Source organism: Kutzneria buriramensis, from assembly GCF_003387475.1.
Lineage (GTDB): Bacteria > Actinomycetota > Actinomycetes > Mycobacteriales > Pseudonocardiaceae > Kutzneria > Kutzneria buriramensis.
This window is the reverse complement of the sequence record NZ_QUNO01000018.1, coordinates 94,428-112,395: the sequence shown is the minus strand read 5'-3', so window position 1 is coordinate 112,395 and position 17,968 is coordinate 94,428. Positions and strand designations below refer to the sequence as shown.

Below are 17,968 nucleotides of genomic sequence, written 5' to 3'. Positions count from 1 at the left end.
ATGGACGAGCAGTCCACCGGGGCGGCGCCGGAAAACCCGGGCACCGGCGCGCCCCCACCCACCGATTCGACGCCACAGCCACGGAAACGCCGCGGCAGACGCACCATCCTCATCGCCGCGGCGGTCGTCGCGCTGCTCGTCGCCGGCGTCACCACCTGGCTGGTGTGGCCGCCGGACCGCAGCCCGTTCGAACAGGCCGTGGCCGGCCTCGCCGCCCAGCCGATGGTCGACTACACCGCCAGCCTGCCGAACACCACCAGGTTCGCCGGCCGTGTGACCCGCGAGGGCGATGCCGTCGGCTGGCTGACCGATGTGTCGGCGGCGAAGTACCCATTCGTCACCGTGCACGGACAGACCTTCGTCCGCATGGACGGGTCGCTGGCGCCGTCCAGCACCTTGTCGTTCATCGACACCGGCCTGCTCCACGGCCGGTGGATCACCGGCGACATCGGCGATCTGGCGGCGCTGGCCAAGCAGGAGGTCACGCCGGCCGCGATCGCCGGCAAGCTGCGCGACGAGGTGGCGCGGACCGCGGACCTGCCCACGCCCGGCGACGACGGCACCACCGTCGACAACGTCGCCGTGCTCAAGGCCGACACCCCCGACGGCACCCTCTACGTCGCCAGAAGCCAGCCCTACCGGGTCGTCCGCTGGGTCGACAGGAAGGCCCTGGGCACCGTCGATTTCGCCACGGTGACGGCTGACGGCGTCGACAAGGCGTACGACGAACTGGAGACCGACGTCGGCCAGCTCGGCAACGCCGTCGACACCGGCTTGACCTTCAAGGCCGACTCGTACGACGACAACAACTTCACCGCGTGCGCGGCGACCGGCTGCGCCATGACCGTGCACTTCAGCGTCACGCCGATGCCGGGAGCGACGGTGCCCGCCGAAGTGACCGCGACGATGACCGTCAATGCGAAGATCGACGACGCCGCCGCCGGCTCGTGCAGCGTCACCGCCAAGGTGGCCACGCAGGGTCTCACCACGTTGTCGTGTGTCGACACGGGCATGAACGCCGGTTACCAGCAGGCCATCGGGTCCGGCGTCCCGACGCTGACCGAACTGGCGAAGGCGACCGCCTACGCGCTCGCAACGGTCGACCCCACCGCCGAGGGCAAGCGGCTGAAGTCGCTGCGACCCGACCACGCCTGCGGCGGGACCACGACGTTCACGACGGCCAACGGCACCCCCACCCCGCACTGCTGAGGAATGATCATATGGACGACCAGTCCACCGGGGCGCCGCCGGAGAACCCGGGCACCGGCGCGCCCGAACAGCCAACGCCGACCACAGGTCAGCCGCCCGCGGCGCCACAAAGCCCTCGGCAGCCAACGGCCGAGGCGCCGCAAAGCCTGCGGCAGCCGGGCGCACCCACGGCCAACCTACCGCAGAGCCCGTGGCAGCCCGGTGTTCCCACGGCGAACGTGCCGGTGAGCTCATGGCAGCCCGGCACGCCCACGGCCAGCCTGCCGCAAAGCTCTTGGCAGCCGACAACACCACCGGCCGCCAGCTGGCAGCCGCAGCAGGCCTGGCCGGACCCCGGCCCCTGGCACCCGCCGCTCAAGGCCGACGCGGGCCTCCCACCCAGCTGGCACGCGCCGCTGCGCACCGACCTGATTCCCCTGCCCCAGCCCCGGAAACGCCGACGCACGAGGATCATCCTCATCGCCGCGGCGGTCGTCGTGCTGCTGATCGCGGGCGTCACGACCTGGCTGGCCTGGCCGCCGGACCGCAGCCCGTTCGAGCAGGCCGTGGCCAACCTCGCCGCTCAGCCGGTGGTCAACTACACCTCGACGCTGCCGGACGGCACGGTCTTCGACGGCCGCGTCACCAAGCAGGGGGACTCGGTCGGCTGGCTCACCGGCGACACCATGGTCAAGTTCCGGTACATGATCCTCAACGGCCAGCTGTTCGTCCGGGTCGACGGCAACGTGCTGCCGCACGGCATCTCCGGCGACTTCGACGCGAATCGGCTGAAGAACCGGTGGATCACGGGCGATCTCGGCGCCCTGGCTTCGCTGGCGAACCAGAACGTGACGCCGACGGCGATCGCCGACAGGCTCCGCGCCGAAGTGGCGGCGACGCCGAAGCTGCCGACGCCCAGCGACGACGGCACGTTGGTCGACGGCGTGCCCGTGCTCAAGGCCGACACCCCGAACGGCACGCTGTACGTCGCAAAGGACCAGCCCTACCGCGTGGTGCGGTGGATCGACAAGGGCACCAGGAAGTCCACCGTCGCCTTCGCGGATCCCGGCCGCAAACTCCAGCTCAACGGCACGCGGGCGTCCTACAGCGGCCTCGGCACCGTCGACTTCACGCCGATGGACGCCGACGACGTCGACAGGACGTACGACGACCTGGAGGCCGACACCGGCCAACTGGGCGACGCCGTCAACACCGGGATGGTGTTCCACCTCGACGACATCGACAACCTCGACAGCTACAACAAGTGTGAGCAGACCGGCTGCACGGTCACCGCGCACCTCACCTCCGCCATTTCGGGCAGCCTGGGGCAGCTTCCGTCCACTGTGGACGTGCAGATGACGGCCGAGGTCTCGGTCGACGGCATCCCCGCCGGCTCGTGCAGCACGACGGCCAAGGAGCCCTCGCACGGCTCGTACGCCCTGTCGTGCGTGGACACGGACATGCACGCCGCCTTCGCGCAGGCCGACGCCAAGGCCCTCGCCGACGCCCTGGCGAAGTCCAACCCGAACGACGACTACGTCTACTACTCCGTGCTGGCCGAGGTGCACGTGTACCCGTACGCGCTGGCCTCCCTGGACCTGACCGCCGTGGGCAAGCGCCTGGAGTCGGCGCGGCCGGACCACGCCTGCGGCTGGACGGACAAGGGCGGTGCCGGTCGCACGACGCTCAACCTGTACGACAAGTTCGACGCCCGGCTGGACACCGCGCGGTTCCCGGACTTCGAGATCCACGTGTTCCAGGACGGCCGGCCCTACGGCGACTTCGGCCCCAGCGGCTGGTTCGCCAAGCAGGGCGGCGTCGCGGTGCCGGCCGGTCCGCCGGCCAAACTGAACGACCTCCTGAAGAACGCCGCCGTTGCGTTCATGAAGGCCAGCGGCACGCTCAAGGACGGCGACGACACCAGCGGCGACAAGTGGAAACGCCCCGCCTCGCACTGCTAGGCGACGACGGCCCCCTAAGCCACGACGGTCAGGGCCCTCGGCACGCACTCGACGGTGAGCGGCAGTTCGCGCTGGCGCTCACCGTCGGCGTAGCCGATCCAGTCGTTGCCGGCGATGGACACCGAGCTGGCGCGCATGGTGGTCACCACCGGGTGGTCGACGTGCCGCCCGGTGCGCAGCTTGGGCAGGATCCGCATCAGCTCGGACCGGCTGGCGCGCCCCGCGATGGTGACGTCGAGCAGGCCGTCGCCGGGATCTGCGTCCGGGCAGATGGGCACGCCGCCGCCGTAGAACGGCGTGTTGCCGATGGCGATCAGCGTCGCCTCCAGCTCCGTCTCGCCGGCGGGCGTGCGCACGGTCAGCGGCCGGGACTGGAGCTGCGCCAGCTCCAGCACGATGGCCAGGTCGTACCGCCTCGGCCCGCGGGGCCACCGCATCCGGTTCACGCGCTCGTTGACGGCGGAGTCGAAGCCGGCGCACAGCACCGTGCCGAACCACGCGCCACTCTGCACCCGGCCCAGGTCGATCGCGCGCCGCCTGCCCGCGCGCAGTGCCTCGACGACGCCGTCGAGACTCAGGTCGAGGGCACGGGCGAAGTCGTTGCCGGTGCCGGCGGGGATGACAGCAAGTGCCGTTTTCGTACCGGCACACGCCTGTACACCCGCATGCGCAGCGCCGTCGCCGCCGAGCACCGCCAGCACATCGACGCCGTCCCGTACGGCCGCGTGGGCCAGCCTGGTCGTGCCCTCGGCGTCGGAGGCGACCAGGAGCCGTACGTCACCACAGGCCTCACGCAGGCGGCTCGCCACCGTGCCGGCCACGCGCCCGGCGGCACCGAGCCCGGCCGCGGGGCACACCAGCAGCGCTACCGTCACGTGGCGTCGTCGTCGTACGCGGTGGCCCGGACCTCGGACTCCGGTGTGGCCGTCTCGGGCTGCGGGTCGTAGTTGAGCGGCGAGGCCTCGTCGTCGGACAGGTTCGCCCACTCGTTCTCGGTGTTCTTGCGCCGGTCGTTGAGCCGGGAGATCTGCACCGCCACCTCGAACAGCAGGGTCAGCGAGCCGGCCAGCACGCACATGGAGATCGGGTCCTGGCCGGGCGTGGCGACCGCGGCGAAGCAGAACAGGCCGAAGATGATGCCCCGGCGCCACTTCTTCAGCTTCTCGTACGGCAGGATGCCGACCTTGTTCAGCATCACCACGAGCAGCGGCAGCTCGAAGCTGATGCCGAAGATCACCAGCAGCGCCAGCATGAACGAGATGTACTTGTCCGCGGTCAGCGCGGTCAGGAACTCGGCGGAGCTGACGCTGGACAGCACGGTCAGCGCCTCGGGAGCGACGAAGTAGGCCATCACCGCGCCGCCGACGAACAGCACGACCGCGCAACCGACGAAGATCCGGGCGAACTTCTTCTCCTTGGCGTACAGGCCCGGGGTGATGAACGCCCACAGCTGGTACAGCCACATCGGGCTGAACAGCACCGCGCCGGCCGCCGCGCCGATCTGCAGGCGCACCATGAAGCCCTCGAACGGGCCGCTGGCCAGCAGCTTGCCCTCGGTGCCGGGAAGCTTCAGGTTGGCCGGGATCGCGTCGTACGGCTTGATCAGCAGTTCGCCGAGCGTCGGCAGGGCGTTGAACGGGAACCACTCGAACCAGACGAAGCCGATGATCGCACCGATGCCCACGCCCAGCAGCGCCATGCCGAGCCGGTACCGCAGGTCGTACAGGTGCTCCATCAGGGTCATCGTGCCGTCGGGGTTCTGCCGACGGCTGCGACGCCGCTTCTTGCTCTTGCGTTCCGTCTTCTTCTCGGACGTCACCGGTGCCGCCCCTCAGCGTCCGCCGCCTGTAGCTCCCTGTAGATCCTACGGCGTCGGGCCAGTGCCACACCCAGCGCGGCGATGCGGGCCCGGAGCAGGCCCCGCCGGTCGGCGAGGTCGGCCTTGGCCCGCGCGGCGGTCGCCCGCAGCCGGGCGGCCTTGCGCAGAGTGCGCAGCAGGGTCCGCGCCAGGAACAGCAGTCCCAGGACGATCACCAACGCGCCGATGACGTACACCACGTGCACACGGTAACGGTTCGCCCGTATCGCCCAGGTAGGGACCGCCTTCCCCGGTGCCCGTTCAGCCGGCGAGCTGGCGGCCGGCGCGGTGCAGCGCGGCGGAGGTGCGTTCCCGGATCAGGTCCACCAGGTCGGCCGGGCCCTCGGCGACGGCCAGGCCGCCGGTGCCGATCACCAGCCGTGCCATCCACATCGGGTCGGTGTACCGCATCACCACCCGGCAGGCGCCGCCGTCGAGCTCGGTGACGGCGTCGACCGCGTAGTACTCGGAGATCCACCGGGCGTCGGGCTCCAGCCGCAGCACGGCCGACCGCTGCCCGGCCTCGGGCTGGAACAGGCCCGCCGACACGTCGGTCGGCTCCGCGTACGGCGGCGGCGCGGCCGGCTCGTCGAGCACCTCGATGGCGTCGATCCGGTCGAGGCGGAACAGCCGCACGTCGGCGGCCTCGCGGCACCAGGCCTCGAGGTAGTTGCGGCCCTCCACGAGCAGCGCCCGCATCGGGTCCACGACCCGCTCGGTGATCTCGTCGCGGGACGCCGTGTAGTACCGGATCCACAGTGCCCGCCGGCGGGACAACGCGTCCCGGACGATCTCCCGCACCTCGGCGGTGGCCTCGGCCTCCGGCGCGGCCAGCCCGACCACGACGCCGGCCGGCTGGGCCGCCCCCGCGGCCGCCTCGACCTTGGCCAACGCCCGCCGGACGGCCTCGGTGTCGGCCACGCCCGGGCTGTCGGCCAGCGCCCGCAGCGCCACCAGCAGGGCGGTCGCCTCGGCGCCGGTCAGCCGCAGCGGCTTGTTCATGCCGGCGTCGAACGTGACGGTGATCGTCTCGCCCTCGAAGGACAGGTCGATCAGGTCACCCGGCCCGTAGCCGGGCAGCCCGCACATCCACAGCAGCTCCAGGTCCTTGCGCAGCTGCCGGGCCGTCACGCCGAAGTCGGCCGCGGCCTCGTCGACGCGGATGCCGGGACGCGCGATCAGGTACGGCACCAGCGCCAGCAGCCGGGTCAGCCGATCGGTCCCGCCGGCGCTCACGACGCTCTCCCCTCGGCCGCCGCCAGCGCGCCGAGCAGCCGCTCGTACACCGACTTGCGCAGTATCTCCGGCTCCAGCACCTCGACGTCCGCGCCGAAGCCGGCGATCCAGCCGGCGGCCGACTCGGGCAGGTTCAACTCGATCTCCAGCAGGTCGCCCTCGATGCCGTCCACCACGTCCGCGCCGACCACGCGGGCCCGCCGGCGCAGCCCCTGCGCCTGTCCCTTGGCCACCCACAGCCGGGCCAGCGTGCCCTGGCCGCTGTCGTCCTCGATGCCCTTCACGTAGCCGAGCAGGTCCTCGCCCTGCGGGGCCTGCACCACGCCGGGCTTGCCGACCGCCTTGGCGTCGCCGACGATCCGCGACAGCCGGAAGCAGCGCGCCGCCCGGCGGTCGCGGTCGTGCCCGACCAGGTACCAGCGTCCGCGCCAGGACACCACGCCCCACGGCTCCACGGTCCGGGTGCGCACCTCGGCCGGCACCGGCCGGCGGTAGTCGAAGGTGACCACCCGTCCGGTCTGCACGGCCGCCAGCAGCGTCGCGAACGCCGGCTCGCTGGTCCGCACCCGCGGCTCCACCACCGCCGGCGCGGCCTGGTCGACGTCGACGCCGGCCGCGCGCAGCTTGAGCAGCGCCACCTCGGCCGCGCCGGTCAGCTCCGGCGAGTCCCACAGCCGCACCGCCAGCGCCACCGCCGCCGCCTCGTCCGGCTCCAGGTCGATGTCGCCGAGCTCGTAGTCGCGGCGGGCGATGCGGTAGCCCTCGGCGGCGTCGAAGGGGTTGTTCCGGCCCGTCTCCAGTGGGATGCCCAGGTCCCGCAGCTCGGCCTTGTCCCGCTCGAACATCCGGTAGAACGCCTCGGGATTGGCGTCCTCGGGGTAGCCGGGCACGATCGTCCTGATCCGGTCGGCCGTGAGGTACTGCCGGGTGGACAGCAGGCACAGCACCAGGTTGACGAGACGTTCGGCACGGGCTATGGACACCTCAGCACCCTAGCGCCGTCCCGGCCCACCGTGTCCGCGCAACCCCCACCGCGCCCGGACGAATGGTCCATCCGGTCGCACGACCCCGGCGAGTCGCGCTCTCAGGCACACCGAAACACGCTCTCAGGCACATCCGAGACCGGGATCTCGGATCTGCCGGAAACCGCATTTCGGTCTGGCGCTGGGCGCGACTCGCGAGGGTGTGCCGGGAGCCGTGTTTCGGTGTGACGCTGGGCGGGACTCGCGGGGGTGTGCCCGAGAGGCGCATTCGGTGTGTCCGAGAGCGCGACTCGCGGGGGTTCGGTCAGAGGCTGGAGATGAGGCGTTCCACTCGCTCGTCGACGGCGCGGAAGGGGTCCTTGCACAGCACGGTGCGCTGGGCCTGGTCGTTGAGCTTGAGGTGCACCCAGTCCACGGTGAAGTCCCGGCCGGCGGCCTGGGCGGCGGCGATGAAGTCGCCGCGCAGCTTGGCCCGGGTGGTCTGCGGCGGGGTGTCCTTGGCCGCCTCGATCTCGCCGTCGTCGGTCACCCGGTGCACCAGGTCCTTGCGCTGGAGCAGGTCGAAGATGCCCCGGCCGCGGCGGATGTCGTGGTAGGCCAGGTCCAGCTGGGCGATGCGCGGGCTGGACAGCTCCAGGCCGTGCTTGGCCTGGTAGCGCTCGATCAGCCGGTGCTTGACCGCCCAGTCGATCTCCCGGTCGATCTTGGACAGGTCCTGCTGCTCGACGGCGTCGAGCACCTTGCCCCACAGCTCCACCACCCGCTGCGAGGTCGGGTCGCTGGTGCGCGAGGCGACGTGCTCCACGGCCTTGGCGTGGTACTCGCGCTGGATGTCCAGCGCCGAGGCCTCCCGCCCGCCGGCCAGCCGGACCAGCCGCCGGCCGGTCAGGTCGTGGCTGATCTCCCGGATCGCCCGGATCGGGTTGTCCAGGCTGAAGTCCCGGAACTGCACACCCTGCTCGATCATCTCCAGCACCAGGTTGGCGCTGCCCACCTTGAGCAGGGTGGTCACCTCGGACATGTTCGAGTCGCCGACGATCACGTGCAGCCGCCGGTAGCGCTCGGCGTCGGCGTGCGGCTCGTCGCGGGTGTTGATGATCGGCCGGGACCGGGTGGTCGCGCTGGACACGCCCTCCCAGATGTGCTCGGCCCGCTGGGACAGGCAGTACACCGCGCCGCGCGGGGTCTGGAGCACCTTGCCGGCGCCGCAGATCAGCTGCCTGGTCACCAGGAACGGCAGCAGCACGTCGGCGATCCGCGAGAACTCGCCGGCCCGGGCGACGCAGTAGTTCTCGTGGCAGCCGTAGGAGTTGCCGGCCGAGTCGGTGTTGTTCTTGAACAGGAAGATGTCGCCGCCGATGCCCTCGTCGGCCAGCCGCCGCTCGGCGTCGACGAGCAGGTCCTCCAGGATCCGCTCGCCGGCCTTGTCGTGCGTGACCAACTGCGTGAGTTCGTCGCACTCGGCGGTCGCGTACTCCGGGTGGGAGCCGACGTCCAGGTACAGGCGCGAGCCGTTGCGCAGGAACACGTTCGACGAGCGTCCCCACGACACGACGCGCCGGAACAGGTACCGCGCCACCTCGTCGGGTGACAACCGACGCTGCCCGTGGAACGTGCAGGTCACCCCGAACTCGGTCTCGATTCCGAAGATCCGCCGCTGCATATGTTCACAGTAGGCGGTCCGACGCCGGCTGACCGTGCGCCGTTCGGGGATCGACCCGAAAATTCGGCTACCTTCGCATAACGTGCCCTCCGTGAACCGGCTCGATGAGGCCCTGATGCGCAGGTCGGCGGCGTTGAAGCCGTCCCGCGCCGACTTCTTCGTCAAGAGGCTGTCAACCTCGGCGAACCACAGCTTGATCTGGTTCACCGCGGCGGCGGTGCTCGCCACCATCCCCGGCCGGGGCCGGCGCGCCGCCCTGCGCGGGGTGGTGGCCATCGCCGGCGCCAGCTTCACCGCCAGCCTGGTCGGCAAGCGGGTCTTTCCGCGCCGCCGGCCGGCCGCCGACCTGGTCCCGGTGGCCCGGCGGCTGACCCGCCGCCCCACGTCGTCGTCGTTCCCGAGCGGCCACGCCGCGTCAGCGGCCGCCTTCACCACGGCCGTCGCCCTGGAGTCGCCGACCGCGGCCGCGTTCGTCGCCCCGGTCGCCGCCGCCGTGGCGTACTCGCGCGTGCACACCGGCGTGCACTGGCCTACCGACGTGATGTTCGGGGCGGCGATCGGGGTCGGCGTCGGGATGCTCACGCAGCGCTGGTGGCCGCTGGGCGTCGGCGAGGCGGCCCTGTCCGACGACCGCGTCCGCACGCCGGTCCTCCCCGACGGCCAGGGCCTGGCGGTCGTCGCCAACCCGAACTCCGGCCCCGACGACACGGATCCGGCGGTCGAGATCAAGGCCGCCTGGCCTCGCGCCGACGTGATCCGCATCGACGACCTGCGGGACCTGGACCTCACCGACGTCCGGGCGCTCGGCGCGGCCGGCGGCGACGGCACCGTCTCGGCCGTCGCCGAGGTCGCCGCCGCGCACGGCCTGCCGCTGGTCGTGGTGCCCGCCGGCACCCTCAACCACTTCGCCCGCGACATCGGGGTGGAGAGCCTGGAGCAGAGCCGCACCGCCACCGAATCCGGCGAGGGCATCACCATCGGCCTGGGATCCGTCGCCGTGGACGGCGGCGAACCGTCGATCTTCCTGAACACCGCCAGCCTCGGCGGCTATCCCGACCTGGTGCGGCTGCGTGACAAGCACGCCAAGCGCTGGGGCAAGTGGCCCGCCGGGGCGTACGCGCTGGTACGGGTCCTGCACGAGGCCGAGCCGCTGGTGGTCACCCTGGACGGCCGCCGGGAGGAGGTGTGGATGATCTTCGTCGGCAACAACCCGTACATGCCGAAGGGCTTCGCCCCGGCCACCCGGCACCGCCTGGACAGCGGCCTGCTGGACGTCCGCTACATCAGCGCCGACATCCCGTTCTCGCGCACCCGGTTCGTGCTGGCCGCCGTCGCCGGCGCGCTGCACCGCAGCCACACCTACCGCCAGGTCGACCTGCCCGAGGTCGACGTCCGTGTGCACGGCCGCCCCGTCGCGCTGGCCACCGACGGCGAGGTCCACCCCGAGGGCCGCCTCTTCCACTTCGAGTCCCGCCCCACCGCCCTCACCGTCTACCGCTGAACCCCCGCGAGTCGCGCCCACAGACACACCGAATGTAGGTTTCAGGCAGAGGTCAGCCGCCGTTCGCCGGTTCGACGGAGGCGTCGATCCGCGCGTCCGACATCGCCGCCTCGACGAACCGGCTCGGCGGCAGGTCGTCGTGCTTCACCACGTAGTGGTAAACGAGATCCGGCGCTACCAGCCAGGTCTCCCCGTCCGGCACCCGAACGTCGGCCCTGCCCATCGTCAGCCGGACACCGCCTCGTTCCATCACCACCGGCCACTCGTCAATGCCGGCCTGCCGACAGATCGTGCAGTCCTCAGCCCGCGCGTCTGAGCATGCCGATCCGAGTGACAGCGTTCGAACAGGCGGTCGGCGAACTCCGCGCGGGATACGAAATCGGTGGGTGTCCCGCAGACAGCAGGACACCCACCGATTCCTAGACCCCTGCCTCCCGAAGGAACTGCCGGGCGTTGTCCGCACCGGACGGATCGCTGCCCCATACGGCCCAACGCGTGGCCTTGTCCCGGTTGAACACCTTGGCGTAGGTCCGCCACACGTGCACCCGGAACCCGTCGCCCTGCCACCACCATTCGGTCGACCCGGAGCCGGCGTCGATCAGCGGCAGGGCCCGCGCGCGGTCCTCGACCTCGTCGGCCCACTCCAGGCGGCCGGCGCCGACCTCGGTCCAGTCCGCGCACTCCCAGTGCAGGGCGTCCGCCTCGACGATGCTCTCCGGCCGGTCGAACACGCGGACGTAGTCGGCGCCGTCTTCGCTGGGGAACATGTAGTCGACCGCGCCGTCCAACGTCGCCCACACGCCGAAGGGATGGGCCACGGTGTGTTCGAGCAGGATCACCCTCGGCTCGTTGTCCTCCTCGTCGAAGTCGAGCGCCGGCGCGAAGATCACCACCTCCTCGAACGACCAGGACCGGCTCTCGTAGCGCAGCCCGCCGAACCGCTCCCGCAGCTCGGCCAGCCGTGCCAGCACCTTGTCGACGGCCAGTCCGTAGTGGCCGGCGACCTCCTCGGCGTCCCCTCGGTCCTCGTCCGCGTCCCACCGGCAGTCGTGTTCGGTCGCGTTCGCCCGGAGGAAGCGGACCGCCCGTTCCGACAGTCCGGAGCCGGACCGCAGGAGCTCACTCATCGCTATCCACCAATCAACCAGTCGACGCCGAGATCCTCGAGCACTCTGGCACACGCCGGACAGGGGCTCATGATGACGCCGTCCAGCGCGCGGCCGATCCGCTTGGACAGGATGCCCATGGTGGTGATCACCGACCCGCGCACTGGCACGCCGTCCTCGTACGCCTGATTGAGGCAGTCGATCTCGCCGCAGCCGCCGTGCGGATGGTTGTTCCGCTCCAGCACTTCCTTGAGATCCGGGTGCACCGTGTCCGTCGATGTCCGACCGGATCGGCCCTCGTACGTGAGCGGATCGCCCTCGGGGTCCTCGGGATTCGGCGTCTTCATCTCGGACACGGTGCCGGGCCGCTTGCTCTTCGGCGCGTTGTCCTTGATCTCCAGCCGCCGGTCGTCGAGCCGTTTGACGGTGTCGTCGTCGGCCTTGTTCTTCGCCTGCGGCTCGGACGGCTCCTCCTTGGCCTCCGACTTGGGCGCGCTCTCGTTGGTCTCCGGCTTGGCCTCGGTGCTGGGCTCGGACTCCGAGGTGGCCGATTCGTTGCTGGCCGACTCGGCCGTGTCGGCCTCGGTGGTCGCCGCGTTCTCGGGGGCGGCGGGCTCGGCCGCGGCCTCCGAGTTGACCTCGGTGGTGACCGTGGTCTCGGTCGACGTCTCGGTTTCCGGCACCATCTCCGTGGTCGTGGTGACCTCGGGCGCGGCGGCCTCCGCGGTGCCGACACCGGCCTCGGTGGCGACAGCTCCGTCCTCAATGGCCAGACCGGCCTCGGCAGCCCCCGCGAGGGCGACGTCGCCGGCGCCGCACGTGGTCACCGTGACGGCCACCAGCACGACGACCACGATCACCACGACGGTGACGATCGCGAGCACGTCCCAGAAGCCCCGGCCGCTGGGGTCGGTCCAAGTGACCGGGTTGTTCGCGCTGTAGGAGTAGTTGTTCCAGGACTGCGGGTTGCTCAGGTCGAACTGCGGGTCGACCTGGGTGAACCGGCCAGTGGTCGGGTCGTAGTCTCGTGCCCCGACATTGGTCAGCCCGGTGGCGTCCTGCTGCCCGTCGAGGAACCCGTGCTTGTCCTGCCAGGCCACGGGTGCGGGACCGCGGCCGTTGCCAAAGGGATCCTGGTAGCGCCGCGCCACCCCGAGGTTGCCGGCGTTGACCTGGGCCACGCTGGTGCCGTGGGCGTCGGACAGCACCCAGGTCAGGCCCTTGGCGTTGCGCTCGGCGACCTTGGTCCCGCCGTGGGTGTAGAACCGCGTGCCCTGGGCGGTGGTCGACCCGGCGGGCACGAACAGCTCCAGGTCGTCCACGGTGAGCGTGGTGCCGGACGAGTCCTTGGTGACGAGCCGGGAGCCGTCGGTGTTGTAGACGTAGCTGACGGGCTTGCCGTCCAGCCCGGTGGCGGTGGTGACATGCCCCTCGGCGTCGTAGCCGAAGGTCTGCTTGTCCTTGGTCAGCAGGTTGCCAGCGTTGTCGTAGGTGTAGCCGACCGTGCTGGTGCCCGACGGCGCGGCGGTCTGGACGGACTGCACCGTGTGCGGTTGCTTGGCGCCGGCGGCCGGGTAGGTGCTGGTCGCCGTGGTGTCGCCGGCCCCGGTGTGCTGAGTCTGGGTCAACCGGTTGCCGGTCTGGTCGTACGTCCAACTCGTCCAGTACGGCGCGGCGCCGCCGAGCGCGGTGGCGCTGCGGGGGTCCTCGCACTTGCCGCTGCCCGGGGTCCAGGCGTCGGTCAGCCGCCGCAGGTAGTCGGTTGCGAAGCACTGGACGTCCGAACCGCTGCCGTCCGGCGTGTCGGCGATCTTGGTGACGTTGCCGGCGGCGTCGTAACCGTAGTTGCGGTTGACGACCTGCGGGGCACTGGTCGTAGCTCGCACCGACAAGGTGCTGGCCAGCCGGCCGGTGGCGTCGTCGTAGGTGTTGGTCGTGGAAACCTGCTTAGGGTCGGTGGCGGCGGCGAAGTTCTCGCGCAGCACCTTCCCGAACGGGCTGTAGTCGGTCTCGGACACCAGCGACGTGGTCACGCCGCCGGTGCTGGCTGCCAGGGTCGTCGTCGGGTTGTTGTAGGCGTCGTACCCGTGGTAGATCGTCTCCTCCGGCAGCCCGCCGACCCCGGGGCTGGTCGACGTGGCGACCTGCCCGGTGTTGGGGTCGTAGGTGACGGGGAACGAGTACGTCCCGGCCAGTCCCGGCTCACCGACGATGGTGACCTTGCTGCCGGTCGGCCGGTTGGCATTGTCGTAGCCGGAGACGTCAGTCGCCGCGTAGGGCTGCCCGTTGACGTATCGGATGGTCCGGCTGGGCAGGCCCTTGAGCAGGGAGTCGTAGCTCCACGACGCCAGCTGCGGCCCAGCCGTGGTGCCCTCGAACTCGCCGGTCCGCCGGCCGAGCACGTCGTAGCTGTAGGCGACGGTCTTGCCGCGTCCGTCCGTTGCGGACAGAAGCTGCCCGGCCGGATCGTAGCTGGCCGTCCTGGTCCCGCTGTCCGGATCGGTGACGGAGATCTGCTGCCCGCGCGGATCGTACCTGTACGACCACACGTTCTTGCCGGTGCTGTCGGTGACCGTGGCCAGCTGCCCGGCGGGGTTGTAGGTGTAGCTGGTGGTGTCGGCCGGGTCGCCCAAATTGGTGTGCGCGGGATCGCGGTACTGAAGCCGCTGCGTCATCTGCCCGCGGGCGTTGTTGACGACGGTCTCGGCGGTGCCGCCGGCGGGCGGAATGGTGGTGGTGCGGTCACCGTCGTTGCGGACGGTCGATCGCGCGATCTCGGTGTTGTCCCGCAACGAGATCGCCGCGGTCTGCCGGCCTGCCGAGTCGAACTGGAGCACGGTGGTGCTGGGCACCGCCGGGTCCAGCACGGTCAGCAGGTTCCCGGTCGGCCCGGAATCCCCGTTCCAGTAGGCGTTGTGCATCTTCCACTGCCGACCCTGCGAGTCGAACAGCGTGTCGTTGACGACGCGCCCCGAGGTGTATGGGGTCGGCGCCTGGGTCTGGACCGTGCGGCCGAGACCGTCGACCAGGTTGTACGTGACGGCGTAGCCGCCGGAGGACTGCAGCGTGCCGGTCGACTGCACGCTGGGCTTGTCCGTGGAGATCGAGTACCCATACTTGACGTCGGCCGGACCGCTGTGGTCCTTGTCGTGGCCGGGTCGCCAGACGGCGGTGATCCGGCCGAGCGGGTCGTAGCTGGCACTCGTGACCCGGCCGTTCGGGTCCACCATGCCGATCATCAGGCCGGACGGGGCGTCGTACACCTTGACGCCGGTCAGGCTGCCCACGGAGCCGCCCAGCGAGGGGCTGGTCGTGGTGATCTTCGTCGGCGCGCCGGTGGTCGGCGTGTAGTCGGTGAGCGTAGTGCGGTTCAGCTCATCCGTGCTGGACTTGACCCGCCCGTAGGTGTCGAATGTCGTGCCGGCCGACACGAACGCCTCGGCCGCGCCGGCCGGCCAGCCGCTGAGGCTGTCGGTCTTGGTGATGTTCCCAGTGGTGGGCCCGGCGCCGAGACCCTTGTTGTCGTAGTACGTCCGGGTGTCGGAGATGATGTTGCCGCTGCCGGCCAGGTTCGAGCCGACGCAGGGGCCGGTGACCTTCTGCACCTGGCTCGGGAAGGTGAGCATCCAGGCGCCGGTGTTGTAGGCGTAGCTGGTACGCGTGCAGTTGGCCTGCGACGGATCGGTGACGTCACCGTCGTCCTCGACCGCGACGGCCAGACCCTCGTTGTTGTAGCTGGTCGCGGTGCGGGTGGTACGCCACTGCCCGGTGGCGGCGATCCAGGCGCGCTGACGGGTCGCCGCGGTGCCGGTGAGGAACGACTGCATGCCGTTCCCGGTTGCGGTGGCCCCGGAGCTCCACGGGTCGGTGATGGTGCCGGAGATCGGCTTGCCGTCCAGGAACTGCTGCGTTTCCCGCGTCATGCCGCGGAACTGGTTGCTGTCGACGATGTTCTCGCCCAGCGAGTCGCCGACCGAGACGCTGCGCGTCCCCGACGGCTGCGGGTCGCCGTCCATGCCCCGCAGGAACGTGGTCTGGGTGACCGACGGCGGCCCGGCCGGGTCGTCCGGATCGCCCTTGGTGGTGCGCACGGTGCCGAAGCCCCGCCACACCGACCACGTCTTGTACTTCGGGTCGCCCAGCGGGGACTCGTCGTAGTGCCAGGCCCCGCCGCCCACGTAGTCGTAGTGGGTGTGGGTCTGCTGCGACAGCGAGGTCCGCCCGTCCTCGTGGACGTCGGTGACCAGGTACTTGTTGAACCAGTCGATCTGCGGCTCGGAATTGCCCTGGTACGACCAGAAAGTCGGGTAGCAGCGCGTGGAGTTGTTCTCCGGCGCGGGAGTTCCGCCCTTGCAGTCCGGCGCGGTGTAGTCGACCGACGTGACGCCGCCCTGCTCGTTGACCACCGAGGTGATCCGGTTGCGGGTGATGCCGGTCAGGTTGTTCTGCCCGGGGAACACCCGGTTGGGCATGGCTGTGCCGATGAACGTGGTCTGCGGCAGCGAGAGGCTGCCGCCGGTGAGCCCGGTGCTGGTGATGCCGTCCAGCCACAGCGCGTTGGGCGAGCCGTCGCCGGTCTGTGGGAAGGACTGGGCCAGGTCCCAGCGGTTGACGTCGACGCCGGCTGCCTGGGTGGTGATCGCGGTGACCCGGCGCCGGGTGAAGAACGACGGGTTCATGTTGTTCTTGCAGACGTCGCCGGAGTTGCAGATCTCGTCGGCCGGCACGTCCGGCCACGAGTTGGCGGTGTCCTTGGACAGCTGCCCCGGATCGCACGTGACCGCGCCGCCGGGCACACAACGCTCGGTGGTGTCGAACACGACCCGGTCGGGGGCGGCGTCGTACACGCCGGCCCCGGGCACGTTCACGTTGAAGCCGTACTCGATCTTGGTCAGGTAGCCGCCGCGCGTGTACTGCACGCCGGGCGTGGTGTAGTTGTTGTCCTGGCCGTAGAAGTTGATTTCCGGCTGGTAGTAGTAGGCCTGCGCGTTGCCGTGCGGGTCGACCACGTAGTCCAGGTTCCAGCGGTACGCCTGCGTGCACGCGGAGCCGGCGAAATCGCCGTCCTTGTAGCAGGGCTCGCCGGGGTTGTTGCCGAACACCGGCTCGGTGAACGTCGACTGCGTCTCCGGCAGGCCGTCGTGCCAGCCGGGCAGGTGGTTGCGGCCGAAGAAGTACTGGGTGCCGTCGGTGGTCGTGATCTTCCAGTACTCGCCGTCGTCGTCGCCGTTGCTGGCGCCGGTCAGGTGCTCGATCTTGGAGCCGTCGTCGTTCTTGGGGTGCCAGGCGCCCGTCGCGGCGTCCTTGACCAGCTGCCCGGAGCGGTCGCCGAGGGCGAAGGTGGCGTTGTCCGTACCCCAGCACTGGTCGCCGGTCTTGGTCTGGCCGTTGTTGCCGCCCAGATCCGTGGCGCACGAGGAGAACTTGCGCTCGATGTAGCCGGCCCCCGACAGCTCCCAGCCGTCACCGATCACCGACGGCTGGTTGTTGGTGGCCGACGTCAGGCCGTCCACCGCGCCGGACGAGTAGGTCAGCTTGAGCGGCGGCGCGGTGCCGCCGGGCGGGGCGGGCAGGCCGAGGGGGTACGTGTACGAGAAGTCGCCGGAGGAGCTGCCCGCCGACCAGGAACCGGCCGGGGACAGCGACGTGGCGGAGAAGTCACCGCCCCCGGAGTTGGGGCCCGAGGTGGCGCCGACGACCGTACCGCCGCCGCCACTGCCCCCGTCCGCGGCGGCCGCCGCGGCCCGCTTCTGCGGGGCCAGCGTCAGCTCGCCGACGAGGTGGTGGTTCTGCTCCTGGTTCGCCGAGTCGATCGGCGTCGGCACCTCGCAGGCCGGCTTCTCCGGCGTGGTCAGGACGCAGTCCGGGTACGACACCCAGCGCAGCCGCGCCCCGTAGCCGCCGCCGTAGGCGTCGGTGAACGCCGAGTAGTCCAGGTCCACCGACACCGGGCCGGAGGTGTCCCCGGCGACCGGGGTCAGGTGCACCAGCGTGCCGGAGATCTTCGCCTTCGCGGCGACGGAGTGGTCCACCGTCTCCACACGGACGGTGCCCTTGTCGTGCGCGGCCGGCGCGGCGCCGGCCTTGGCACTGAACTTGCCGTTGGTGTCACGGCCGTGGCCGCGGGTCACCGTCACCGGGGACGTGCCGGCCTTGACGGCGTTCGGCACGGCCCGGCCGGCGGTGGTCGCCGGCAGCTCGACGTCGTCCCGCTCGGCCTCCGGCCAGCTGACCTTCGGCGGCGTCTTGAGCGCGGAGTCCTTGGTCTTGTTCGGCGGCAACGGATGCGCCTTGTCGGCGGCGCCGGCCACGTTGATCGGCTTCTGCAGATCGGGCAGGTCCCAGCCCAGCCCGTGCCAGCCGCCCTTGGGCGCGGCGACGGCCTGGGTCTCGCCCACGACCATGACCACCGCGACCACGGCGGCCATCGCCGCCCTGGCCCACGGCAGTCTTCGAGTGTTGCTCATCTTCC

12 protein-coding genes are annotated in these 17,968 nt (G+C 70.9%); 3 read left to right on the top strand and 9 right to left on the bottom strand.

Annotation, left to right across the window (positions count from 1 at the left end; genetic code table 11):
- A complete protein-coding gene (locus tag BCF44_RS41535; RefSeq protein WP_116180000.1) occupies positions 1 to 1,209 on the top strand; it encodes a hypothetical protein in 1,209 nt (402 codons plus the stop codon).
- 224 nt (positions 1,210 to 1,433) lie between these two features.
- A complete protein-coding gene (locus BCF44_RS41530) occupies positions 1,434 to 3,149 on the top strand; it encodes a hypothetical protein (protein ID WP_116179999.1) in 1,716 nt (571 codons plus the stop codon).
- 14 nt (positions 3,150 to 3,163) lie between these two features.
- On the opposite strand, the gene BCF44_RS41525 is transcribed toward BCF44_RS41530, so the two are convergent.
- The 6 genes from BCF44_RS41525 to pafA all read right to left on the bottom strand — a co-directional run bounded on the left by BCF44_RS41525 (position 3,164) and on the right by pafA (position 8,889).
- On the bottom strand, positions 3,164 to 4,024 hold the full coding sequence (locus tag BCF44_RS41525) for a diacylglycerol/lipid kinase family protein (protein WP_116179998.1): 861 nt from the start codon (positions 4,022 to 4,024) through the stop codon (positions 3,164 to 3,166).
- On the bottom strand, positions 4,021 to 4,968 hold the full coding sequence (gene tatC, locus BCF44_RS41520; RefSeq protein WP_379796771.1) for a twin-arginine translocase subunit TatC: 948 nt from the start codon (positions 4,966 to 4,968) through the stop codon (positions 4,021 to 4,023). Before tatC ends, BCF44_RS41525 begins: the two co-directional genes overlap by 4 nt.
- Positions 4,965 to 5,207, bottom strand: a complete 243-nt coding sequence (locus BCF44_RS41515) for a hypothetical protein (protein ID WP_211353467.1) — start codon at positions 5,205 to 5,207, stop codon at positions 4,965 to 4,967. Before BCF44_RS41515 ends, tatC begins: the two co-directional genes overlap by 4 nt.
- Before the next feature lie 61 nt (positions 5,208 to 5,268).
- The gene (locus tag BCF44_RS41510) at positions 5,269 to 6,243 is read right to left on the bottom strand and encodes a helix-turn-helix transcriptional regulator (RefSeq protein ID WP_116179996.1); all 975 of its coding nucleotides are present in this window, start codon (positions 6,241 to 6,243) and stop codon (positions 5,269 to 5,271) included.
- Complete coding sequence (locus tag BCF44_RS41505) at positions 6,240 to 7,226, bottom strand: helix-turn-helix transcriptional regulator (RefSeq protein ID WP_116179995.1); 987 nt, start codon at positions 7,224 to 7,226, stop codon at positions 6,240 to 6,242. Before BCF44_RS41505 ends, BCF44_RS41510 begins: the two co-directional genes overlap by 4 nt.
- 304 nt (positions 7,227 to 7,530) lie before the next feature.
- On the bottom strand, positions 7,531 to 8,889 hold the full coding sequence (gene pafA, locus BCF44_RS41500; protein ID WP_116179994.1) for a Pup--protein ligase: 1,359 nt from the start codon (positions 8,887 to 8,889) through the stop codon (positions 7,531 to 7,533).
- A gap of 115 nt (positions 8,890 to 9,004) precedes the next feature.
- Between pafA and BCF44_RS41495 the strand changes: the two genes are divergently transcribed.
- Positions 9,005 to 10,390, top strand: coding sequence for a bifunctional phosphatase PAP2/diacylglycerol kinase family protein (locus BCF44_RS41495; RefSeq protein ID WP_116180139.1), 1,386 nt, complete (start codon positions 9,005 to 9,007; stop codon positions 10,388 to 10,390).
- Positions 10,391 to 10,442: 52 nt separating this feature from the next.
- Here BCF44_RS41495 and BCF44_RS59520 read toward each other — a convergent pair whose 3' ends face one another.
- The 3 genes from BCF44_RS59520 to BCF44_RS41480 are packed head-to-tail and all read right to left on the bottom strand — an operon-like array spanning position 10,443 to position 17,963.
- Entirely contained in the window at positions 10,443 to 10,799 is a 357-nt protein-coding gene (locus tag BCF44_RS59520; RefSeq protein WP_446685241.1) for a DUF7919 family protein, read from the bottom strand.
- 10 nt (positions 10,800 to 10,809) lie between these two features.
- Positions 10,810 to 11,517, bottom strand: a complete 708-nt coding sequence (locus tag BCF44_RS41485; RefSeq protein WP_116179992.1) for a hypothetical protein — start codon at positions 11,515 to 11,517, stop codon at positions 10,810 to 10,812.
- 2 nt (positions 11,518 to 11,519) lie between these two features.
- Positions 11,520 to 17,963: an RHS repeat-associated core domain-containing protein gene (locus BCF44_RS41480; protein ID WP_147328833.1), complete on the bottom strand. Its 6,444-nt coding sequence runs from the start codon at positions 17,961 to 17,963 to the stop codon at positions 11,520 to 11,522.
- Positions 17,964 to 17,968: the final 5 nt, after the last annotated feature.